The organism is Paraburkholderia dinghuensis (assembly GCF_003837865.1).
Taxonomy (GTDB): Bacteria; Pseudomonadota; Gammaproteobacteria; order Burkholderiales; family Burkholderiaceae; genus Paraburkholderia; species Paraburkholderia dinghuensis.
The window spans coordinates 107,200-123,395 of record NZ_RQIS01000012.1; the positions used below are offsets into that span (position 1 = coordinate 107,200).

The window sequence follows — 16,196 nt, forward strand, 5'->3', positions numbered from 1 at the left end:
ATCCAGTCAGGCCGCCGGTACTGTGCCGGCCTGCGGTTGCGGCGGTTGCCCGCCTGAGGCCGCCTGTGCGGCCGGGTCCCCTGCTGCCGCTTCGGCTGCGGGGTCTGCGGCAGCCGCTTCGGCTACCGGAAGATCGGGTGCGTTGTGCGCGAGTGCATGTCCATCGAGATTCGCTTCGAGCCGCGCGGCAAGCGTGGCGGCCACATCGTTCCAGCTCGCGGTGGCACCGAGTGTCGCCATGTCGACGGTTTCGAGGCCCGCATAGCCACACGGATTGATGGCGAGGAACGGGCTCAGGTCCATCGAGACGTTCAGGCTCACACCGTGGTAGCTGCAGCCGTTGCGGATCTTCAGGCCGAGCGCGGCGACTTTCGCGCCGGCGTGCGCGACGCTCGCGTCGCTGCTTTGCTCTACATCTGGCACGTATATGCCGGGTGCGCCGTCCTTGCGAACACCGGCGAGATTATACGCCGCCAGTGTTTCGATCACGGCCGCCTCGATGAGCGTGACCAGTTCGCGGACCATCAGCCTGCGGCGGCGAAGGTCGAGCAGCAAATACGCGACCACCTGGCCTGGACCGTGATACGTGATCTGGCCACCCCTGTCGATCTGGACGAGTTCGATGCCGCTGTTCGCGACGAGCAGGTGCTCGGGCTTGCCGGCCTGACCCAACGTGAAGACAGGAGGATGTTCGACGAGCCAGATTTCGTCGGGCGTGTCGGCGGTGCGGGCGGCGGTGAACTCACGCATCGCGTCGAAGCTCGCCTGATACGGCTCGACGCCGCGCCAGCGCAGCTCGATCGAGCCGGGATTCGCTGGGGAGACCGGCCCCGGCATATCGGGGTCGGATGTGACTGGAAGAGGTGAAACCGGGGTCGCGCACATGATTTCGCGAGTTTACCGAAATCGAGACAACCCCGCCCGAGTTGGGGATAAAGACCCGGCCGACGATCCGGCCAAAGATCACGCAAAAACCGTGGCCGAACGACAACCCCGGCGAATCGCGCGCGACGTTGCCCGTCGCGCACGACGCCACCGCTCATGCATCAAACCGTGCGCCACCCATCGCCCGCGTGCACACCGAGCCGGGCTGCGGCGCGAGTCACCACGTCGACCATCTGCTGGCGCACGCCCACGGGGAGCGCGAATGCCACCCACGCGGGCTTGCCACCTTCCGCGCCGATCCACAGCCGCTCGCCACGCCGCAGCCGCAGTGTGTGGCCCGGTTCGAGCCAGTAGTCGGCCACATCGTCGCTGCGCGTAAGCCAGACGGCGCCGCACTTCACCGTCAACCGCGTGCTGCGCGTAACACGCACCGACGCGACCCGATCCATGGGGACTTCAAACGTGACATCCGAAGAAATTTCTCGCATTTCCGCCTCCGCCGATGCTGCACCAATGGCTACAATCGTAGTCACGGCAAGGGTTTAGGAAAAACGATCAATTTTCACGGCTATGTGAGAAAAACTACGATGGATCTCCGCCAGCTCCCTGCGCTGAACGCCCTGAAAGCGTTCGAAGCCGCCGCCCGCCACGAAAGCTTTTCGCGTGCCGCCGACGAACTCTTCGTCACGCACGGCGCGGTGAGCCACCAGATCCGCGCGCTCGAAGCCGAACTGGGCGTCGCGCTTTTCGCGCGCGACGGCAAGCGCGTGCGGCTCACCGACACGGGCCGCCGCTATGCAACCCGGGTGAGCGACGCGCTCACCCGGCTCGCCCAGGCCACCCAGGAAATCCGCGCGGGCGACCGCGAGCGGCGCCTCGTGGTGTCGATGCTGTCGTCGTTCGCGGCGCGCTGGGTGACGCCGCGCATCGGCAGGTTCATCGAGGCGCATCCGCAGTGGGACGTCGAACTGCAATCGACGAACCAGCTCACCGATTTCGCGCGCGACGATGTGGACGTGGCGATCCGCTTCGGCTTCGGCAATTACCCCGGCCTGCATGTGGAATTGCTGCTCGACGAGATTTTCTTTCCCGCCTGCGCGCCCGGCTTCAACGGCGGCAAGCTGCCCGAAGATCCGCGCGAACTCGCGAAGCTGCCGCTGCTGCGCTCGGACGACGAACTCTGGCGTCCGTGGTTCGACGCGGCGGGCCTTCAGGATATGCCGGAGCCGAAGCGCGGCGTGCTCTACCAGGATTCGTCGAATCTGTTGCAAGCCGCGATGGACGGCCAGGGCGTCGCGCTCGTGCGGCGTTCGCTCGCGATGCACGAGATCACGCTTGGGCGGCTCGTGCGGCTCTTCAAGGACATCGACGGCCCGAGCCCTTGGCGCTATTACTTCATCTGCTCGCCGCAGCGCATGCAGACCGAACGCGTGCGGGCGTTCCGCGATTGGGTATTCGACGAAGTCGCACGCTTCAAGCGGCTCTACGAGGACGCTTGTGAAGCGGGTCCGTTGATGACGGCAGCGGCAGCTGCATTGCGAGCCGACGAGCGTTAGCGCTTGGCCCCATACCCGCACGCAAGAAGAACAAAGGGCCGCATAAAGCGGCCCTCATCGCGCAAACGGCACACCCCGCGGCACACCCCGTCACAGCACGATCTTCACCATCGGATGCCCGGTAAGCGCGCGATATATATCGTCGAGATGCGCCTGGCTCGTCGCGCGCACGCTCACGGTGAGGCCGGTGTAGTTGCCACCGCTCGACGGACGCATTTCGATGGCGGCGTCATCGAAGCTGCCGTCGAACGTGCGGATCACCATCGCGATGGTCTGCGCAAATTCCGGGTGGGTCTTGCCCATGACCTTGATCGGGAAATCGCACGGAAATTCGATCAGCGATTCCTTCGGGCTGGCGTTCTGCGCCTCGTTCATTTTTCCATTCCTTGCAGCGATCCAGCCGCGATAGTCTGATTGCGTTGCGCGAGAGCCTCCGCGGCCGCCCGCGCCTTGGCGCGTTGATACGCCGCGTAGAGCGCCGCATACACCGGCCCCGGCTTGCCGTTGCCGACCGCCGCGCCGTCAAGCGACGTCACCGCCAGCACTTCCCTCGTCGCCGAGGTCACGAGGATCTCGTCGGCTGCCCGCAATGCTGCCTCGTCGATCTCGCGCGCCTCGAAGCGGATGCCGCATTCGCACGCCAGTTCCTCGACGAGCGCGTAACGGATGCCTTCGAGAATCAGGTTGCTCTTCGGCGGTGCATACAGTGCGCCATCCTTGACCACCCACACATTCGACGACGACCCTTCGGTGACGAAGCCATCGCGCACCTGAATCGTCTCGAACACGCCGTGCTCGACGGCATACTGCGCCATCAGCACGTTTCCGAGCAGCGACGTCGACTTGATGTCGCAATTGAGCCAGCGGCGATCCTCTGCGGTCACGCACGCCACGCCGTCCGCGCGCTGCGCGTCCGTTGTCAGGACGAGCGGGTTCACCATCACGAACACCGTGGGCGTCGCGTCTGCCGGAAACGCGTGGCCGCGCTTCGCGACGCCGCGCGTCACCTGCACGTAGACGTTCGCGTGCTGGTCGCGCGAAAGCGCACCCGACGTCTCGTTCGCCGCGATGACCCGCGCGATCAGCTCACGCCAGCCGTGCTCGTCGAACGGATTCGCGATGCCGACCTTCCCGAGCGAACGTGCGAGCCGGGCGAGATGCTGAGCGATGCGAAACGGCACACGCACGATGGCCGAGGCGCCCGAGGCGTCTTGCGCTTCGAGCGCGTAGGCAGGCACCACTTCGTAGATACCGTCACCGAAGATGAAACCCCGGTCGAGCACCGGCACCCGCGCCTCCGAAAGCGGCGTCAGCGCGCCGTTGAGCCAGACGATGGGCTCCGGCGTTGCGTCTGCGGGCGTCGAAGGCTGGGCGTTCATTACTTCTTGCTGACCATGAGCATCAACGAATCCCACACGCGTCCGACGATGCCAGCCTGCGGCACGGCGGCGAGCGCGACCACCGGGATCTGCGCGAGCACCTTGCCGTCGGCGCCGACGAACTTCGCCGTGCCCACCTGCTGGCCTTGCGCGATCGGCGCGATCAGCGGACTCGTGAGTTCGACCTGCGGCTTCGCCTTGTCGGCGGCGCCCTTCGGCAGCGTCACGTACTGATCCTTCGTCACGCCGGCCTTCACGGTATCGGCGGCGCCCTTGAATACGCGCGGCGTCGCGATGGTCTGGTTCGCCTGATAGATGCGGGTGGTGTCGTAAGCGCTATAGCCGTAGTTGAGCATCTTCAGGCTGTCCTGCACCCGGTCGTGCTCCTTCTCCTCGCCCATCATCACCGAGACGAGACGGCGCGCGCCGCCGCCCGCTAGCGGACGTTTCGCCGACGAGATCAGGCAGTAGCCCGCCGCTTGCGTGTGGCCGGTCTTCAGGCCGTCGACGGACGAATCGATCCACAGCAGGCGGTTGCGGTTCGGCTGCTTGATCTTGTTGTACGTGAAATCCTTGACCGAGAAGATGCTGTAGTACTCGGGATAGTCGCGGATCAGGTGCGTCGAGAGCGTCGCGAGGTCGGCGGCCGTCGTGTAGTGATTCGGGTCGGGCATGCCGTTGACGTCGGCGAAACGCGTGTGCGTCATGCCGAGCTTCTGCGCTTCGGCGTTCATCATGTTGACGAAATTCGACTCGCTGCCGCCGACCAGTTCGGCAAGCGCGATCGCCGCGTCGTTGCCCGACTGCACGATCATCCCGTACACGAGATCGTGCACCGAGACCGGCTTGTTCGCTTCGATGAACATGCGCGATTCGGCGTTCGTCACGCGGCGTACGGCCTCGCTAGGCTCGATGACCTGGTCCATCGAGATCTTCTTCGTCTGCAGGGCCTCGAACGTGAGGTAAGCGGTCATCAGCTTCGTGAGCGACGCCGGTTCGACGCGCTCGTCGGCGTTAGCGGAGGCGAGGACCTGGTTCGCCGTGGCATCGACGAGCACCCATGAGCGCGCGTTCACCGCGGGCGGCGGCACCTGCGCGAAGGCGCTGGCCGACGCGAGCAGCGTGGCCGGCAACAACGCGCCGAGCGTGACGGTACGAACGAGCGAACGGGAAACGGAAGCGGAGGAAGACAGTTGGCCAGTGGAGAGAAAGCGCATAAGTTCGTGTCGGGCTGGATGAGCTTCGCACGCCATGCGGCGCACGGTCTGGGGAATTCGGTGAGTGGACGCCTGGGCCCTCGCCAGCAGCAAGGAAACCGCAAGAACGAAGCGAAAGCGGGGCACAAGCCACGCACAAGCAACGCAAACGGCCCGTTGGACCCGCTGCGCGGCGCGTTGGTTCGCGCGCGTTCACGTTGGTACGCGCGCAGTGCTTGCGCACAAGCAAGGTCGGACGGTGCCCGAGCGCCGCTAACCGCGGGCCGTGGCATCCACAAAAAGAACGGCCATTATACGCGCCGCGTTGCAGCGTTTTTTCGCAAATCCCGCCTTTTTCCAGACCTGTCATGCATTTTTCGCAGGCGATCAGCGGCGGCACGACGGGCGAGCGCCGCAGTACGCATGTGTGAAAAAAGGGGACGACTGGAGGCGATCGGCGGCTATCGCCAGGCGTCGACGATGATGCGCTTGAGGATATGCAGCTTGCGATGGAGAAAGTGTTCCGCCCCCGGAATCACGACGACAGGCATCTCTTGCGGCCGCGCCCATTCGAAGACGGAGAGGATCGGCACGGTGTCGTCGAGTTCACCATGCACGACGAGCGTGTTTTCGGGCACCGGCGCAACTTCCCAGCGGCTCGCAGCCGTGCCGACGAACACCATGCGCTCGATCGCGCCCCCCGCTTCACGGTAGCGCTTCGCGACGTGCGAGAGCACGAACGTGCCGAACGAAAAGCCCGCGAGCACGAGCGGCACGTCGGCCTGGCCCGGTTGCGCGCGCATGTGCGCGATGACTGCGAGCAGATCATCCTGCTCGCCGATGCCGTTGTCGTGCGTGCCCGCGGTTTCGCCGACACCGCGAAAATTCGAGCGGTACGTGGTGTAGCCGAGTTGCACGAGCGTGCGCGCGAGCGTCTGCGCGACCTTGTTGTCCATCGTGCCGCCGAAGAGCGGATGCGGGTGCGCCACGAGGGCGATGCCGCGCGGAGGCGTCCCCGTGTCGGGCAGGTCGAGCGCGCATTCGATCCGGCCGACCGGGCCGTCGATCTGGAACTTCTGCGTCTGAGCATTCATCGCGCGGCGGTCCTTAGCGGTCGATCTTCAGCCGTTCGACCACCTGGCCGTTCTGCAGATGCGAGACGACGATTTCCTCGATGTCGGTCTCGTCGACGTAGGTGTACCAGGTTCCTTCCGGGTACACGACGACGACCGGTCCTTCCTCGCAGCGGTCGAGGCAACCCGCCTTGTTGATGCGCACCCGGCCCGGACCCGCGAGGCCCAGTTCCTTCACGCGCTTTTTCGCGTATTCCTGCATCGGCGCTGCGTTGCAGTTCGCGCAGCACTGGCGGTCGGCGCCGGGCTCACGCTGGTTCAGGCAGAAAAAGACGTGGTACTTGTAGAACGAATCAGTCATGGCGTGGGGTACCGGTGAGGGCTTCGCGCCCGGTTCCTGGTGTTGTGGCTTGTGCGGTTCGTGCGGGTTGTCTGGTCTGCGCGCGAAGCATGTCGCGCGGCGTATCGGCTCCGGCCGATTATAACGAGCGCGGCGCAAACCCTCGCGCACCCACCGTGGCCGCAGCGTAACGCCCGCCCTGCGTCGTCGTTACTCTCCTCCCGCCAGTCGCTGCGTGCCGAGCCACGCGCCGAGCTGGCCCGCGAAGTCGTCGCTTGCCGCCGCGAGCGCGCGCACACCGCCGGCCGCATCCGGCGAAACGGCCGGCGCCCTCGCGACAAACACGCGCTGCGCGATCACGCTGCCACCCTCGATCAGCGTCGCGCGTGCCGTAAGTACACCGGCGCTTTCGGTCGCGCTGTCGAACACCTGTTCGAACTGTTCGAGTTCGACCTTCAGCATCGGCGCGCGCACGGCGTCGGCGCCCGCGAGTACCGTCACGTGCGCGCCGAGCGTCGTCCGCAGGCGCAGCGTGAGCAGGCGGGCGGGCGACATCGTCCAGCGGCTGTTCGCGTAGCGCGCCGTGCGCTGCGAATCGCTGCTCAGGCGATAGAGAATGCCGTCGTGGTCGAGCTGCGGCGGTGCGCTGACTTCGAGGACCTTGAGGGGCGGCAGCGTGCCGGCGACCGTCGTCGCGGGCGGCGGCCCAAGGTCGTAGCGGATATCGTTGAGCACGGCCGGATTGCCCGCACAGGCCGCGACGAGCACGACGGCCAATAACGCCACAAGCACCTTCAACGCGACACGGCAATGAAAGATCGAGCGAGACATTACTGCTCCTTCAGGGTCGTGCGGCGCCATGGCGCCGCGCTTCATGCATCGAACGTTATTCGGGGGGCTTCGCACACCGGACTCGCGACACCGACGCCTCGCGCGATCTCCACCGTGGCCACCGTGCGTTGCGTCACTTGCCGCCGCCCGCCGCGGGCCAGGCGAAACCCGCCTCGCCCGGCCCCGGCATGGCCTGCGGCGCACCGCCGAACAGCACGCTGCGCGGACTCGTGCTGAAGGTGCCCGCCGCGCGATCCACCGAGCGCATCGCCGAGCGCACGTCGTCGGTCAGCGAATCGACGCGCGGCAGCGTGTCAAAGCCAAGGCGCGCCGAGAGACTCTGAATCGACGCATCCATCGACTGCAGCGCAACACCCGCCTGCGCCGCCGCCGTGCCGGCCTTGTTCAGGTTCGTCTGTAACGGGCCATCCGGGCGGTTCATGTTCTGGACCAGCTGGTTCGTCGAGTTCAGCGTGCGCTGGAGGTCGCTCACCGCCGCGGGCAAGCGGCTCGTCGTCGGTTCAAGCTGTTTTGCGAGCGTGGTCGCGCTGTCGGCGGCCTGCTGCAGGCTCGTGACGGCCGCCATCATCTGCTTGCGATTCTGCTCGGAGAGCAGTGCGTCGACGTCGACGGCGATGGCGTCGAGCTTGCGCAGGAGCGCGTCGCCGCGCCGCTGCAACTGATCGAGCAGGCCAGGACGCAGCGGCAACTGGGCGACGTTTGCTTCCGACGTTTGCAGCGGCGTCTCATCTTGACCGGTGTCGTCGAGCTGCACGAACGCGATGCCCGTCACGCCCTGCAGCGCGAGCGTGCCGAAGGTGGAGCGCGTCATGGGCGCCCGCTTGTCGACGAGGATGCGGATCACGATCTGACCCGGCCGCTTCCTGTCGAACTTGATCGACTCCACCCGGCCGACGTCCAGACCGCGATAGCGCACCGACGCATCGGGGGACAGGCCCGTCACGTTCGAGCGCGAGATCAGGTCGAAGGGCTCGCGCACGGTGCGGTCGACACTGAAGTAGAACACCACCAGCCCGATCACGACCAGGAGGCCGATCGTGAACAGGCCGGCCCAGAACGCATGCGGTTTGTTTTCCATCGTCAGGTTTCCTCTACGGCGGCCGATGCGCGATACGACGCACCTCGCTTCATGTTGCCGTGTGTGCAGGTCAGTGCGCGTGCCGGACGGCGCAACGCGTTCTCCGCGCTGCGCGTTGCGTACCGCGCGCGGCATTGCGTGGGCGCTCCCGCGCGCGAAGCCTGGCCCGCCTGCACTCGCGGTGCGCTCGCAGCCGCCGCACGCTGCGCGCCGCTTCGTTCGTTGGGAGGCATCCTGCGCCGCGTCATCGTGCGCTGCCCCCGGTCGTGCCGAACGCCGGCGCGAGCGCCGCGCCCGGCAGCTTCGCGCGCCGCTCGGGCGGCAGCGCCTGCAGCGCGCGCCGTCCGCGCGTGCCGAGAAAATATTCGCGGATGAAAGGATGGTTCACGCCCGCCACCTCCTCCACCGGCGCCGCAACGAGCACGCGACGCTCGGCGAGGACGGCCACACGCGTCGAAAGCGCGACCATCGCGTCGAGATCGTGCGTGACCAGCACGACCGTCAGCCCAAGCGCGCGATGCAGCGTGCTGATCAGATCCACGACTTCGTCCGACGATCGCGGGTCGAGCCCCGCCGTCGGTTCGTCGAGAAACAACATTTCGGGCTCCAGCACGATCGCGCGCGCAAGACCCACGCGCTTGATCATGCCGCCCGATAGCGCCGCCGGCATCTTCGACGCGTGCTTGCAAGGGAGCCCGACCATCTCCAGCTTGAGCATCACGATGTCGCGCAGCAGGTCGGCGGGCACCTTGCCCAGTTCGCGCACGGGCTGCGCGACGTTGTCGAACACCGACAACGAGGAAAACAGCGCGCCATGCTGGAACAGCATGCCCGTGCGAGTGCGAATGAGCCGGATGTCTGCCGGAGCGATCTGCGTGAGGTCCTCGCCGAACAGCCTGATCGCGCCCGACGTCGGTTTTTCGAGCCCCAGAATGTTCCGCACGAGCGTCGTCTTGCCCGAGCCCGAACCGCCCACGAGCGTCACGATCTCACCGCGCCGGACGTCGAAATCCAGATGCTGGAGCACGAGATTGCGCCCATAGCGCTTCGTCAGGTTGCGCACCTCGATCACCGGCTCGCCGATGGCGGGCAGCGGCAGATCGCGCACAGCGTCTTTGAGCGGCGTACTCACTAGAACCCCACGTTCTGGAACAGCATCGCGAACACGGCGTCGGCGAGGATGACCATCGTGATCGACGCGACGACCGACGTCGTCGTCCCCTCGCCGAGACTCTGCGAATTCGCCTTGATGCGAAAGCCGAAGTGGCAGCCGATGATCGCAATGAGCATGCCGAACGCCACGCCCTTGCCGAGGCCGAACCACAGGTTCGAGATCGGCACCGCCTCGGGCAGCGAGCGGACGAAATACATCATGCTGATGTCGAGCACCCAGTTCGCCGCGAGCGCGCCGCCGAAGAGCGAGATGATGTTGGTCCAGATGACGAGGAGCGGCATTGCGATGGCGAGCGCGAGGACGCGCGGCAGAATCAGCCGCAGGCCGTGCGAAATGCCCATGACGCGCATGGCGTCGAGTTCCTCGGTCACGCGCATCACGCCGATCTGCGCGGTAATCGCAGATCCCGAGCGTCCCGCGACGAGAATCGCCGAGAGCACCGGCCCGAGTTCGCGGATGATCGCGAGCCCGAGGATATTGACGATGAACTGGTTCGCGCCGAAGAGCCGCAGCTGCTGCGCGGACAGATACGAGAGCACGATGCCGATCAGGAACGCGACAAGCGCCGTGATCGGCAGCGCGCGCGCGCCGGCGTTGTAGATGTTCGAGGAGATCTCGATCCAGGGCGTGACCTTGGGCTTGCGCAGCACCAACAGCAGGTCGAGGACCACGCGGCCGAGCATGCCGATGCCGCCGTACAGGTGATCGAAAAACGAGAAGATCGCGAGTCCGAGCCGCGTGACCGGATCGACGCTAACGACCTTCTCCGCCGGCTCGCGCTCCGCGTCGAGCAGCGCGATGCGCTCGAAGATGTCACGCTGGGTGTCGGTTAGCGCGACGAGGTCGGGCGGCAGCTTGCGCCCCCAGACACGCCAGAGCGCCTGGCCGCCCACGTGGTCCATGCGTTCGACGCGCGAGAGATCCCATTCTCCGACGTGTTCGCTCGCAAGCGCGCCCAGGCGCAATACGGCCCCGCCCAGCTCCCGGTCGCGCGCAAGCGCGAGCGCCGTCCACTGGCCGGAGAGGCGGACGATCTTTCCGTGGGTACCGGCCGAGATATCGAGGCCGGGCGGCGTCTCATGAGTCAAGGGTCGGCGCTCTGACGGCAAAAGGTGAGGAAAGTGACCAGTCATTGTATCGAACGCACCCTGTTTTGGCCCTGCTCACGCGCAGGGTGGGTCGCCAGGTCGATTGAGCACACGAGCAGCGAGCAGGCACAAGCGGTCGCCCTCGCCCGCACGCGTGTGTGCGTCGACTGCCGGAACGGTTTTATTCCCGCAGCGAGCCGCACCCGCGCACCCTCCTCAAAGCCCCACTCGCCCCACAATCGCCGCGCTTCCACGACGGCGCCACCTACTACAATAGCGCTCATGAACGCGAAGTCTTCATCCCCCGATACCCCGCCCGCCAGCGACTGGCGCATCGACCGCGACCACGCGGTCACGTTGTTCGGCCCGGCCGCCCTCGACTGGCCCATTGAGATCGTCGAGGAAACCGGTTCCACCAATGCCGACCTGATGGCGCGCATGAAGGCGCTCCCGCAGCGCCGCAATGCACTCGCGCGGCCGATCGTGCGTGTCGCCTATCTGCAGACTGCCGGCCGCGGCCGGCGCGGGCGCAGCTGGGTCGCGCAACCCGGCGACGCGCTCCTGTTCTCGATCGCCTGCGTGCTGCCGCGTCCGATCGACGGCCTCGCGGGCCTGAGCCTCGCGATCGGCTCGGCGCTCGTCGATGGCCTGCGCACGCTGCCCGTCGCCGCCCCCGGCCAGATCGCGCTCAAGTGGCCAAACGACGTGCTGCTGGAGGGCGACAAGCTGGTCGGCATCCTCATCGAAACCGCGTGGAGCACGCCCGACGCAACGGCGGTGGTGATCGGCATCGGCACAAACGTGCGCGGTGCCGACGAACTCGCTGCGAAAATCGACGCGCAGAATGCGGGCGCCGCCGCGCCGTCCGTGCCCGGCACGACGCCGACCGCGCTCTCGCGCGCGTGGCCGAACGCGAACCTCACCGACACGCTCGCCGCCGAACTCAACGCCCTCGAAGGGGCGCTGCAGCGTTTTGGTCAATCGGGCTTTGCCGCGTTCCAGGCGCGCTGGAACGCGTGCCACGCGTATGCGGGCCGCGAGGTCGTGCTGTTCGAGCAGGGCAAGGAAGTGATGCGCGGCATCGCGGTTGGCGTGGACGAGCGCGGCCAGTTGCTCGTCGATACCGCGCAGGGGCGCGAAACCGTCACGACCGGCGACGTCTCGCTGCGTATCGCGGACGGCCGCGCATGAAGCGCGCGCCGGACCGGTCGCCGTTTCTGCTCATCGACGCGGGCAATAGCCGGATCAAATGGGCCGTCGCCGACGCCGCCGGCGTGCGCACGCACGCAGGTGCGGCGAGCCATGACGGTGTGACGGACGGCGCGCAGGTTCTCGCCGACTGGTCGAATCTGCCCGCGCCCGCCAGCGCATGGATCTCGAACGTCGCGGGCGAAGCCGTCGCGCGGCGGCTCGACGCGCTCATCGAATCGCGCTGGCCCGGCCTGCCGCGCACCGTGATCCGCGCATGCCCGCAGCAGTGCGGCGTGACCAACAGCTACACGACACCCGATGCGCTCGGCAGCGACCGTTGGGCGGGCATGATCGGCGCGCGCGCCGCGTTCCCGGGCGAGCCGCTCCTGATCGCGACATTCGGCACGGCGACGACACTGGAGGCGCTGCGCGCGGACGGCACGTTCGTCGGCGGCCTGATCGCGCCGGGCTGGTCGCTGATGATGCGCTCGCTCGGCGAACACACCGCACAGTTACCGGTACTCGATGCGGGCGCGGCACGCGAGCTGACAGGCGTTGCCGGAAACGATGACGCAGGCGCTGCAGAACGCGGCCCGCTCTTCGCCACCGACACGAAGCGCTCCATCTCCGCGGGCTGCGCGCTCGCGCAGGCGGCGCTGATCGAGCGTGCGTGGACGGATCTGAACGATGCCTGGAAGGTGCCGGTGCGGCTCGTGGTGAGCGGCGGAGCAGCCGCCGAAGTGACAACGGCGCTCAAGGTGCCGCATACTCGCCACGACGCGCTGGTGCTTGCGGGCCTCGCGCTGATCGCGACGCAATCCTGAGCGCCGGTGACGCATGAAAGAAGCGGAAACAAGCGGGAACAAGCGGGAGCGAGCAGGAACATGCACCGCGCGCGGCCCGCGCCGTGACTAACTAACGATTTCGACGGAGCTTCACACGATGCTGCGCTGGGTGATCCCCCTCCTGATTCTCGCCAACTCCGCTGCTGCTGCGGCGAACGCCGGCGTATTCGGCCCGACACCCGCTTCGGGCTTGCGCGACAGCGCGCCGCTCACGCGGCAGATCCATCCGGAACGCCTCACCGTGCGGCCGATCGTGGCGTCCGAATCGGTCGACGTGCCGGTGGTCGGTGGCCCTGTTTCCGACCCTGCCGTGCAGACCGCGCCGCTCACGCAGTAAAGCAGTCGTACACACGCGGCGCGCCCAGCCGCGCGCTCCCCCCGCTTACGCCTCTTCTGCGCGCACCTTCTTGAGCAGCTTCGTCGTCGAGCGGTCATGCTCGAACGGAATCGCGAGTGCCCGTCCACCCCAGCCGCGCACGAGCGCCGACTCGGGCAGCGCGTCCATGTCGTAATCGCCGCCCTTCACCAGCACGTCGGGACGGAGCGCCTCGATCAGTTCGACGGGCGTGCGCTCGCCGAAACACACCACCCAGTCCACGCTCTCCAGCGCTGCGAGCAGCGCCATGCGGTCGTCTTCCGTGTTGATCGGACGATCGTCGCCCTTGCCGAGCATGCGCACCGACGCGTCGCTGTTCACACCGACGATCAGCGTCGCGCCGAGCGCCTTCGCGTCAGCGAGATAGGTGACGTGCCCGCGATGCAGGATGTCGAAGACCCCGTTGGTGAAGACCACCGGGCCGGCGAGCGCGGGGCGCAGTTTCGCGAGTGCCTCGCGGGTCGTGATCTTGCGTTCGAAGGAAGCGGGCATCGGATGAGAATCGAAAAGAAGATAGGCCAATAGAAAACGAAAACGGCCCGGTACGCGCGAGCGCTCCGGGCCGTGGCTGATGCGGGCGACGCGCGTGAAACGCCTGCGCCTCGCGGATCTGCTGCGTCAGGCGTGCTGCTGCGTGCCCTGCTCGGCCTGCAGGCGCAGAACCACTTCCTTGCGATAGCGGTTCAGCTCCTGTGCCGTGGTGAACGTACGCTCGAACAGGATCGACATGTTGTGCAGAATGCGTTCGACGACCTTCTTTTCCCAACCGTCGTCGAAGCGGATCTGCTCGTCGAGCCAGCGCTCGAGCCATTCCGGATCGGGCAGGCGCGACTGCACGGTGTCGCGCGGGAACAGCGACTGGTTCACGTGCAGGTTCGTCGGGTGCAGCGGCTTTTCGGTGCGGCGCGCCGAGGCCATCAGCACGCCGATCTTTGCAAACGCCGCACGCGCGACGTCGCCGAAGTTCGTGAGCGCCTTCTTCATGTAGCGCAGATACGCGCCGCCATGGCGCGCTTCGTCGCGCGAAATGGTTTCGTAGATGGCCTTGATGACCGGCTCCGTGTGCCATTCGGCTGCGCGGCGATACCAGTGATTCAGGCGGATTTCACCGCAGAAGTGCAGCATCAGCGTTTCGAGCGGCGGCGCCGGATCGAACTCGAAGCGCACGGCGTGCAGTTCTTCCTCGGTCGGCACGAGTTCCGGCTTGAAGCGGCGCAGGTACTCCATCAGCACGAGCGCGTGCTTCTGCTCTTCGAAGAACCACACGCTCATGAACGCGGAGAAGTCGCTGTCGTTGTGGTTATCGCGCAGGAACATCTCGGTGGCCGGCAGCGCGGACCATTCCGTGATGGCGTTCATCTTGATGGTCCTGGCCTGCTCGTCGGTGAGGAGCGATGCGTCGAACTTGTCCCAGGGAATGTCCTTCTCCATGTCCCATCGGACCGACTCGAGCGATTTGTAAAGTTCCGGATAAAGCATCGTGTTCATAGTTCCGCCCCAGATCTGCGCATGACGTGCGCATGACGATTTCATAGCGTGCCGCGTGCCCGCGGGACAACGCGGCGCGCAGGCGAAAAGCATTTAATTTTACGCGGTAATCGCGGTAATCGGCCGCCCAGACGCGTGCAGCATGCAGTCTCCCGCCTGCCGCACGACAATCCTCGGTACCCGAATGAAAGACGGCCTGGCAGGCCGTGGTGGAATCCGTGCCTCAGTCCGGGCTGCCGATGTGTCCGCCGGGCATAGCCCTTACCGCTGGTCCCTCGCGTCGTCCTGCGGGCCATCGCCCACTGCGACCTATTGCCGCAACGCTGCCGTCCGCCGCCTCGCGAACACCCGGCTCCCTACCTGAAAAAGCGCCGAAGTGGGTGAAACCGGGTCAAACAGCGTCAAAAAAACCGCGATAAAACATTACGGAATGATAGCACGGCGGTCTTTCAGCCCCGGCGCGCCTCGGGATGGGCTTCCGGAGCGCCGGTCGACGACTGGAGCCAGATCAAAAGCAGGTCGCGTTGTGCCAGCGTGTCCCGATAGCCGAGTTCGATCAGTTCGCGCGTGAACGTCTGCTCGAACAGCAGATAACTCGCGAACGCCGCCCCCGATGCGCGATTGCCGCCAACCGCGCCAAGCAGCATGCGCACCGACGCGGGCAAGCGCAGCAGATGTCGTGCGGCGATCAGTTCGATACGCTCGCTGGGCGCGATGGCGAGCACGTCGACGTGACGCCAGCCGCTTTCGGGCTCCACCGCGTGCGGCAACTGCAGCACCACGCGGTTGATGTGATCGAGGCGCTCCATATCGGCGCCGAGCGAATCGAGGAACACGCTCGCGAGCACCTGCTGGCCGATCTGCGCGAGCGTCGGATAGACGTCGATGTCGGGGCAAGCGGCCGGCACCTCGGGCGTCGGCACAGCGGCGCCGATCACGACGATGCGCTGCGCGCCGAAGTGGATGGCGGGACTGAGCGGCGCGATCTGGCGGATCGAGCCGTCGCCGAAATATTCGTGATGGCCGTCGAGTTCGAGGCGCACCGCAGGAAACACATACGGAATCGACGCCGACGCGAGCAGATGCGCGGGCGTGAGCGCCACCATGCGCGCCGTGCGCTGCGCGCGGCGCCAGGCGTGGATGGGTTCGCTCGCCTGATAAAAGGTGAGATGCCGTCCCGACGAATAGCTGAGCGCCGTGACGGCAAGCGCATGGAGACGCCGCTCGTCGAGCATCTGCTCGATGCGGTGAAAGCTCAGTGTGCGCGCGATCAGGTGTTCGAGCGGGGTGTTGTCCAGCAGCGTGCGCGGCATGCGGCGCGCCATGAGGCCGAACGTGGCCCAGCCGAACGCGAGCGCCCCGAGCCAGCGCGCGCCCGCCGCCGCGATGCCGGGCCAGTCGGTGCGATAAACCTGATCGGGTGTGATGTTCGACCAGACGTCGACGAGGCGTGCCGCGCCCTGCGCGAAATGGTCGGCGTGACTGGCGATCGACGTGGCGTTGATCGCGCCCGCAGACGTGCCGCAGACGATCGTGAACGGCATCGCGCGGCGTGCGGGGTCGGCCGCTTCCGCCAGCTCGGCGAGTGCGCGCAACGCGCCGGCCTGGTATGCCGCGCGTGCGCCACCGCCCATCATCACGAGCGCAAGCCGCATGATGCCGACGCTCCCCGTAT

The 16,196-nt window shown here is 66.6% G+C and carries 18 protein-coding genes; 4 read left to right on the forward strand and 14 right to left on the reverse strand.

The annotated features are described in order from the left end of the window. Window positions 1-6: 6 nt before the first annotated feature. Both lipB and D1Y85_RS17470 read right to left on the reverse strand, forming a co-directional pair. The gene (lipB, locus tag D1Y85_RS17465; protein WP_124152329.1) at window positions 7-885 is read right to left on the reverse strand and encodes a lipoyl(octanoyl) transferase LipB; all 879 of its coding nucleotides are present in this window, start codon (window positions 883-885) and stop codon (window positions 7-9) included. Between the two features lie 161 nt (window positions 886-1,046). After that, window positions 1,047-1,373, reverse strand: a complete 327-nt coding sequence (locus tag D1Y85_RS17470) for a DUF2917 domain-containing protein (protein ID WP_124152330.1) — start codon at window positions 1,371-1,373, stop codon at window positions 1,047-1,049. A 99-nt stretch (window positions 1,374-1,472) separates the two neighbouring features. Here D1Y85_RS17470 and D1Y85_RS17475 point away from each other — a divergent pair, with 99 nt between their 5' ends. Next, window positions 1,473-2,441 (forward strand): transcriptional regulator GcvA, encoded by a 969-nt coding sequence (locus D1Y85_RS17475; protein WP_124152331.1) that lies wholly within the window; start codon window positions 1,473-1,475, stop codon window positions 2,439-2,441. A gap of 90 nt (window positions 2,442-2,531) precedes the next feature. On the opposite strand, the gene D1Y85_RS17480 is transcribed toward D1Y85_RS17475, so the two are convergent. From D1Y85_RS17480 to D1Y85_RS17520, 9 genes are all read right to left on the reverse strand, one after another. Then, the gene (locus D1Y85_RS17480) at window positions 2,532-2,816 is read right to left on the reverse strand and encodes a DUF493 family protein (protein ID WP_124152332.1); all 285 of its coding nucleotides are present in this window, start codon (window positions 2,814-2,816) and stop codon (window positions 2,532-2,534) included. Beyond that, the gene (locus tag D1Y85_RS17485; protein ID WP_124152333.1) at window positions 2,813-3,820 is read right to left on the reverse strand and encodes a D-amino acid aminotransferase; all 1,008 of its coding nucleotides are present in this window, start codon (window positions 3,818-3,820) and stop codon (window positions 2,813-2,815) included. The genes D1Y85_RS17480 and D1Y85_RS17485 overlap by 4 nt, the downstream gene beginning before the upstream one ends. Continuing rightward, complete coding sequence (locus tag D1Y85_RS17490) at window positions 3,820-5,037, reverse strand: D-alanyl-D-alanine carboxypeptidase family protein (RefSeq protein WP_124152334.1); 1,218 nt, start codon at window positions 5,035-5,037, stop codon at window positions 3,820-3,822. The genes D1Y85_RS17485 and D1Y85_RS17490 overlap by 1 nt, the downstream gene beginning before the upstream one ends. A gap of 440 nt (window positions 5,038-5,477) precedes the next feature. Beyond that, the gene (locus D1Y85_RS17495) at window positions 5,478-6,110 is read right to left on the reverse strand and encodes an alpha/beta hydrolase (RefSeq protein ID WP_124152335.1); all 633 of its coding nucleotides are present in this window, start codon (window positions 6,108-6,110) and stop codon (window positions 5,478-5,480) included. Between the two features lie 13 nt (window positions 6,111-6,123). Beyond that, window positions 6,124-6,450, reverse strand: a complete 327-nt coding sequence (locus D1Y85_RS17500; protein ID WP_124152336.1) for a (2Fe-2S) ferredoxin domain-containing protein — start codon at window positions 6,448-6,450, stop codon at window positions 6,124-6,126. Window positions 6,451-6,639: 189 nt separating this feature from the next. Next, window positions 6,640-7,260, reverse strand: coding sequence for an ABC-type transport auxiliary lipoprotein family protein (locus D1Y85_RS17505; RefSeq protein WP_124152337.1), 621 nt, complete (start codon window positions 7,258-7,260; stop codon window positions 6,640-6,642). A gap of 133 nt (window positions 7,261-7,393) precedes the next feature. Further along, window positions 7,394-8,359, reverse strand: coding sequence for an MlaD family protein (locus tag D1Y85_RS17510; protein WP_124152338.1), 966 nt, complete (start codon window positions 8,357-8,359; stop codon window positions 7,394-7,396). Window positions 8,360-8,603: 244 nt separating this feature from the next. Continuing rightward, on the reverse strand, window positions 8,604-9,491 hold the full coding sequence (locus tag D1Y85_RS17515) for an ABC transporter ATP-binding protein (RefSeq protein ID WP_124152339.1): 888 nt from the start codon (window positions 9,489-9,491) through the stop codon (window positions 8,604-8,606). After that, window positions 9,491-10,621 carry an MlaE family ABC transporter permease gene (locus tag D1Y85_RS17520; protein ID WP_124152340.1) on the reverse strand — a complete coding sequence of 377 codons (1,131 nt, stop codon included), beginning with the start codon at window positions 10,619-10,621 and terminating at the stop codon, window positions 9,491-9,493. The genes D1Y85_RS17515 and D1Y85_RS17520 overlap by 1 nt, the downstream gene beginning before the upstream one ends. Window positions 10,622-10,903: 282 nt before the next feature. Between D1Y85_RS17520 and D1Y85_RS17525 the strand changes: the two genes are divergently transcribed. The 3 genes from D1Y85_RS17525 to D1Y85_RS17535 all read left to right on the forward strand — a co-directional run bounded on the left by D1Y85_RS17525 (window position 10,904) and on the right by D1Y85_RS17535 (window position 12,994). After that, entirely contained in the window at window positions 10,904-11,812 is a 909-nt protein-coding gene (locus tag D1Y85_RS17525) for a biotin--[acetyl-CoA-carboxylase] ligase (protein WP_124152341.1), read from the forward strand. Further along, the gene (locus tag D1Y85_RS17530) at window positions 11,809-12,636 is read left to right on the forward strand and encodes a type III pantothenate kinase (protein ID WP_124152342.1); all 828 of its coding nucleotides are present in this window, start codon (window positions 11,809-11,811) and stop codon (window positions 12,634-12,636) included. Before D1Y85_RS17525 ends, D1Y85_RS17530 begins: the two co-directional genes overlap by 4 nt. A gap of 118 nt (window positions 12,637-12,754) precedes the next feature. Beyond that, window positions 12,755-12,994 (forward strand): hypothetical protein, encoded by a 240-nt coding sequence (locus tag D1Y85_RS17535; RefSeq protein WP_124152343.1) that lies wholly within the window; start codon window positions 12,755-12,757, stop codon window positions 12,992-12,994. Between the two features lie 45 nt (window positions 12,995-13,039). Here the strand turns inward: D1Y85_RS17535 and rfaE2 are convergent, their stop codons facing one another. From rfaE2 to D1Y85_RS17550, 3 genes are all read right to left on the reverse strand, one after another. Then, window positions 13,040-13,525 (reverse strand): D-glycero-beta-D-manno-heptose 1-phosphate adenylyltransferase, encoded by a 486-nt coding sequence (gene rfaE2 / locus D1Y85_RS17540; RefSeq protein WP_124152344.1) that lies wholly within the window; start codon window positions 13,523-13,525, stop codon window positions 13,040-13,042. Between the two features lie 126 nt (window positions 13,526-13,651). Further along, the gene (locus D1Y85_RS17545) at window positions 13,652-14,521 is read right to left on the reverse strand and encodes a ferritin family protein (protein ID WP_124152345.1); all 870 of its coding nucleotides are present in this window, start codon (window positions 14,519-14,521) and stop codon (window positions 13,652-13,654) included. A 449-nt stretch (window positions 14,522-14,970) separates the two neighbouring features. Then, the gene (locus D1Y85_RS17550; protein ID WP_124152346.1) at window positions 14,971-16,176 is read right to left on the reverse strand and encodes a patatin-like phospholipase family protein; all 1,206 of its coding nucleotides are present in this window, start codon (window positions 16,174-16,176) and stop codon (window positions 14,971-14,973) included. Between the last annotated feature and the right edge of the window lie 20 nt (window positions 16,177-16,196).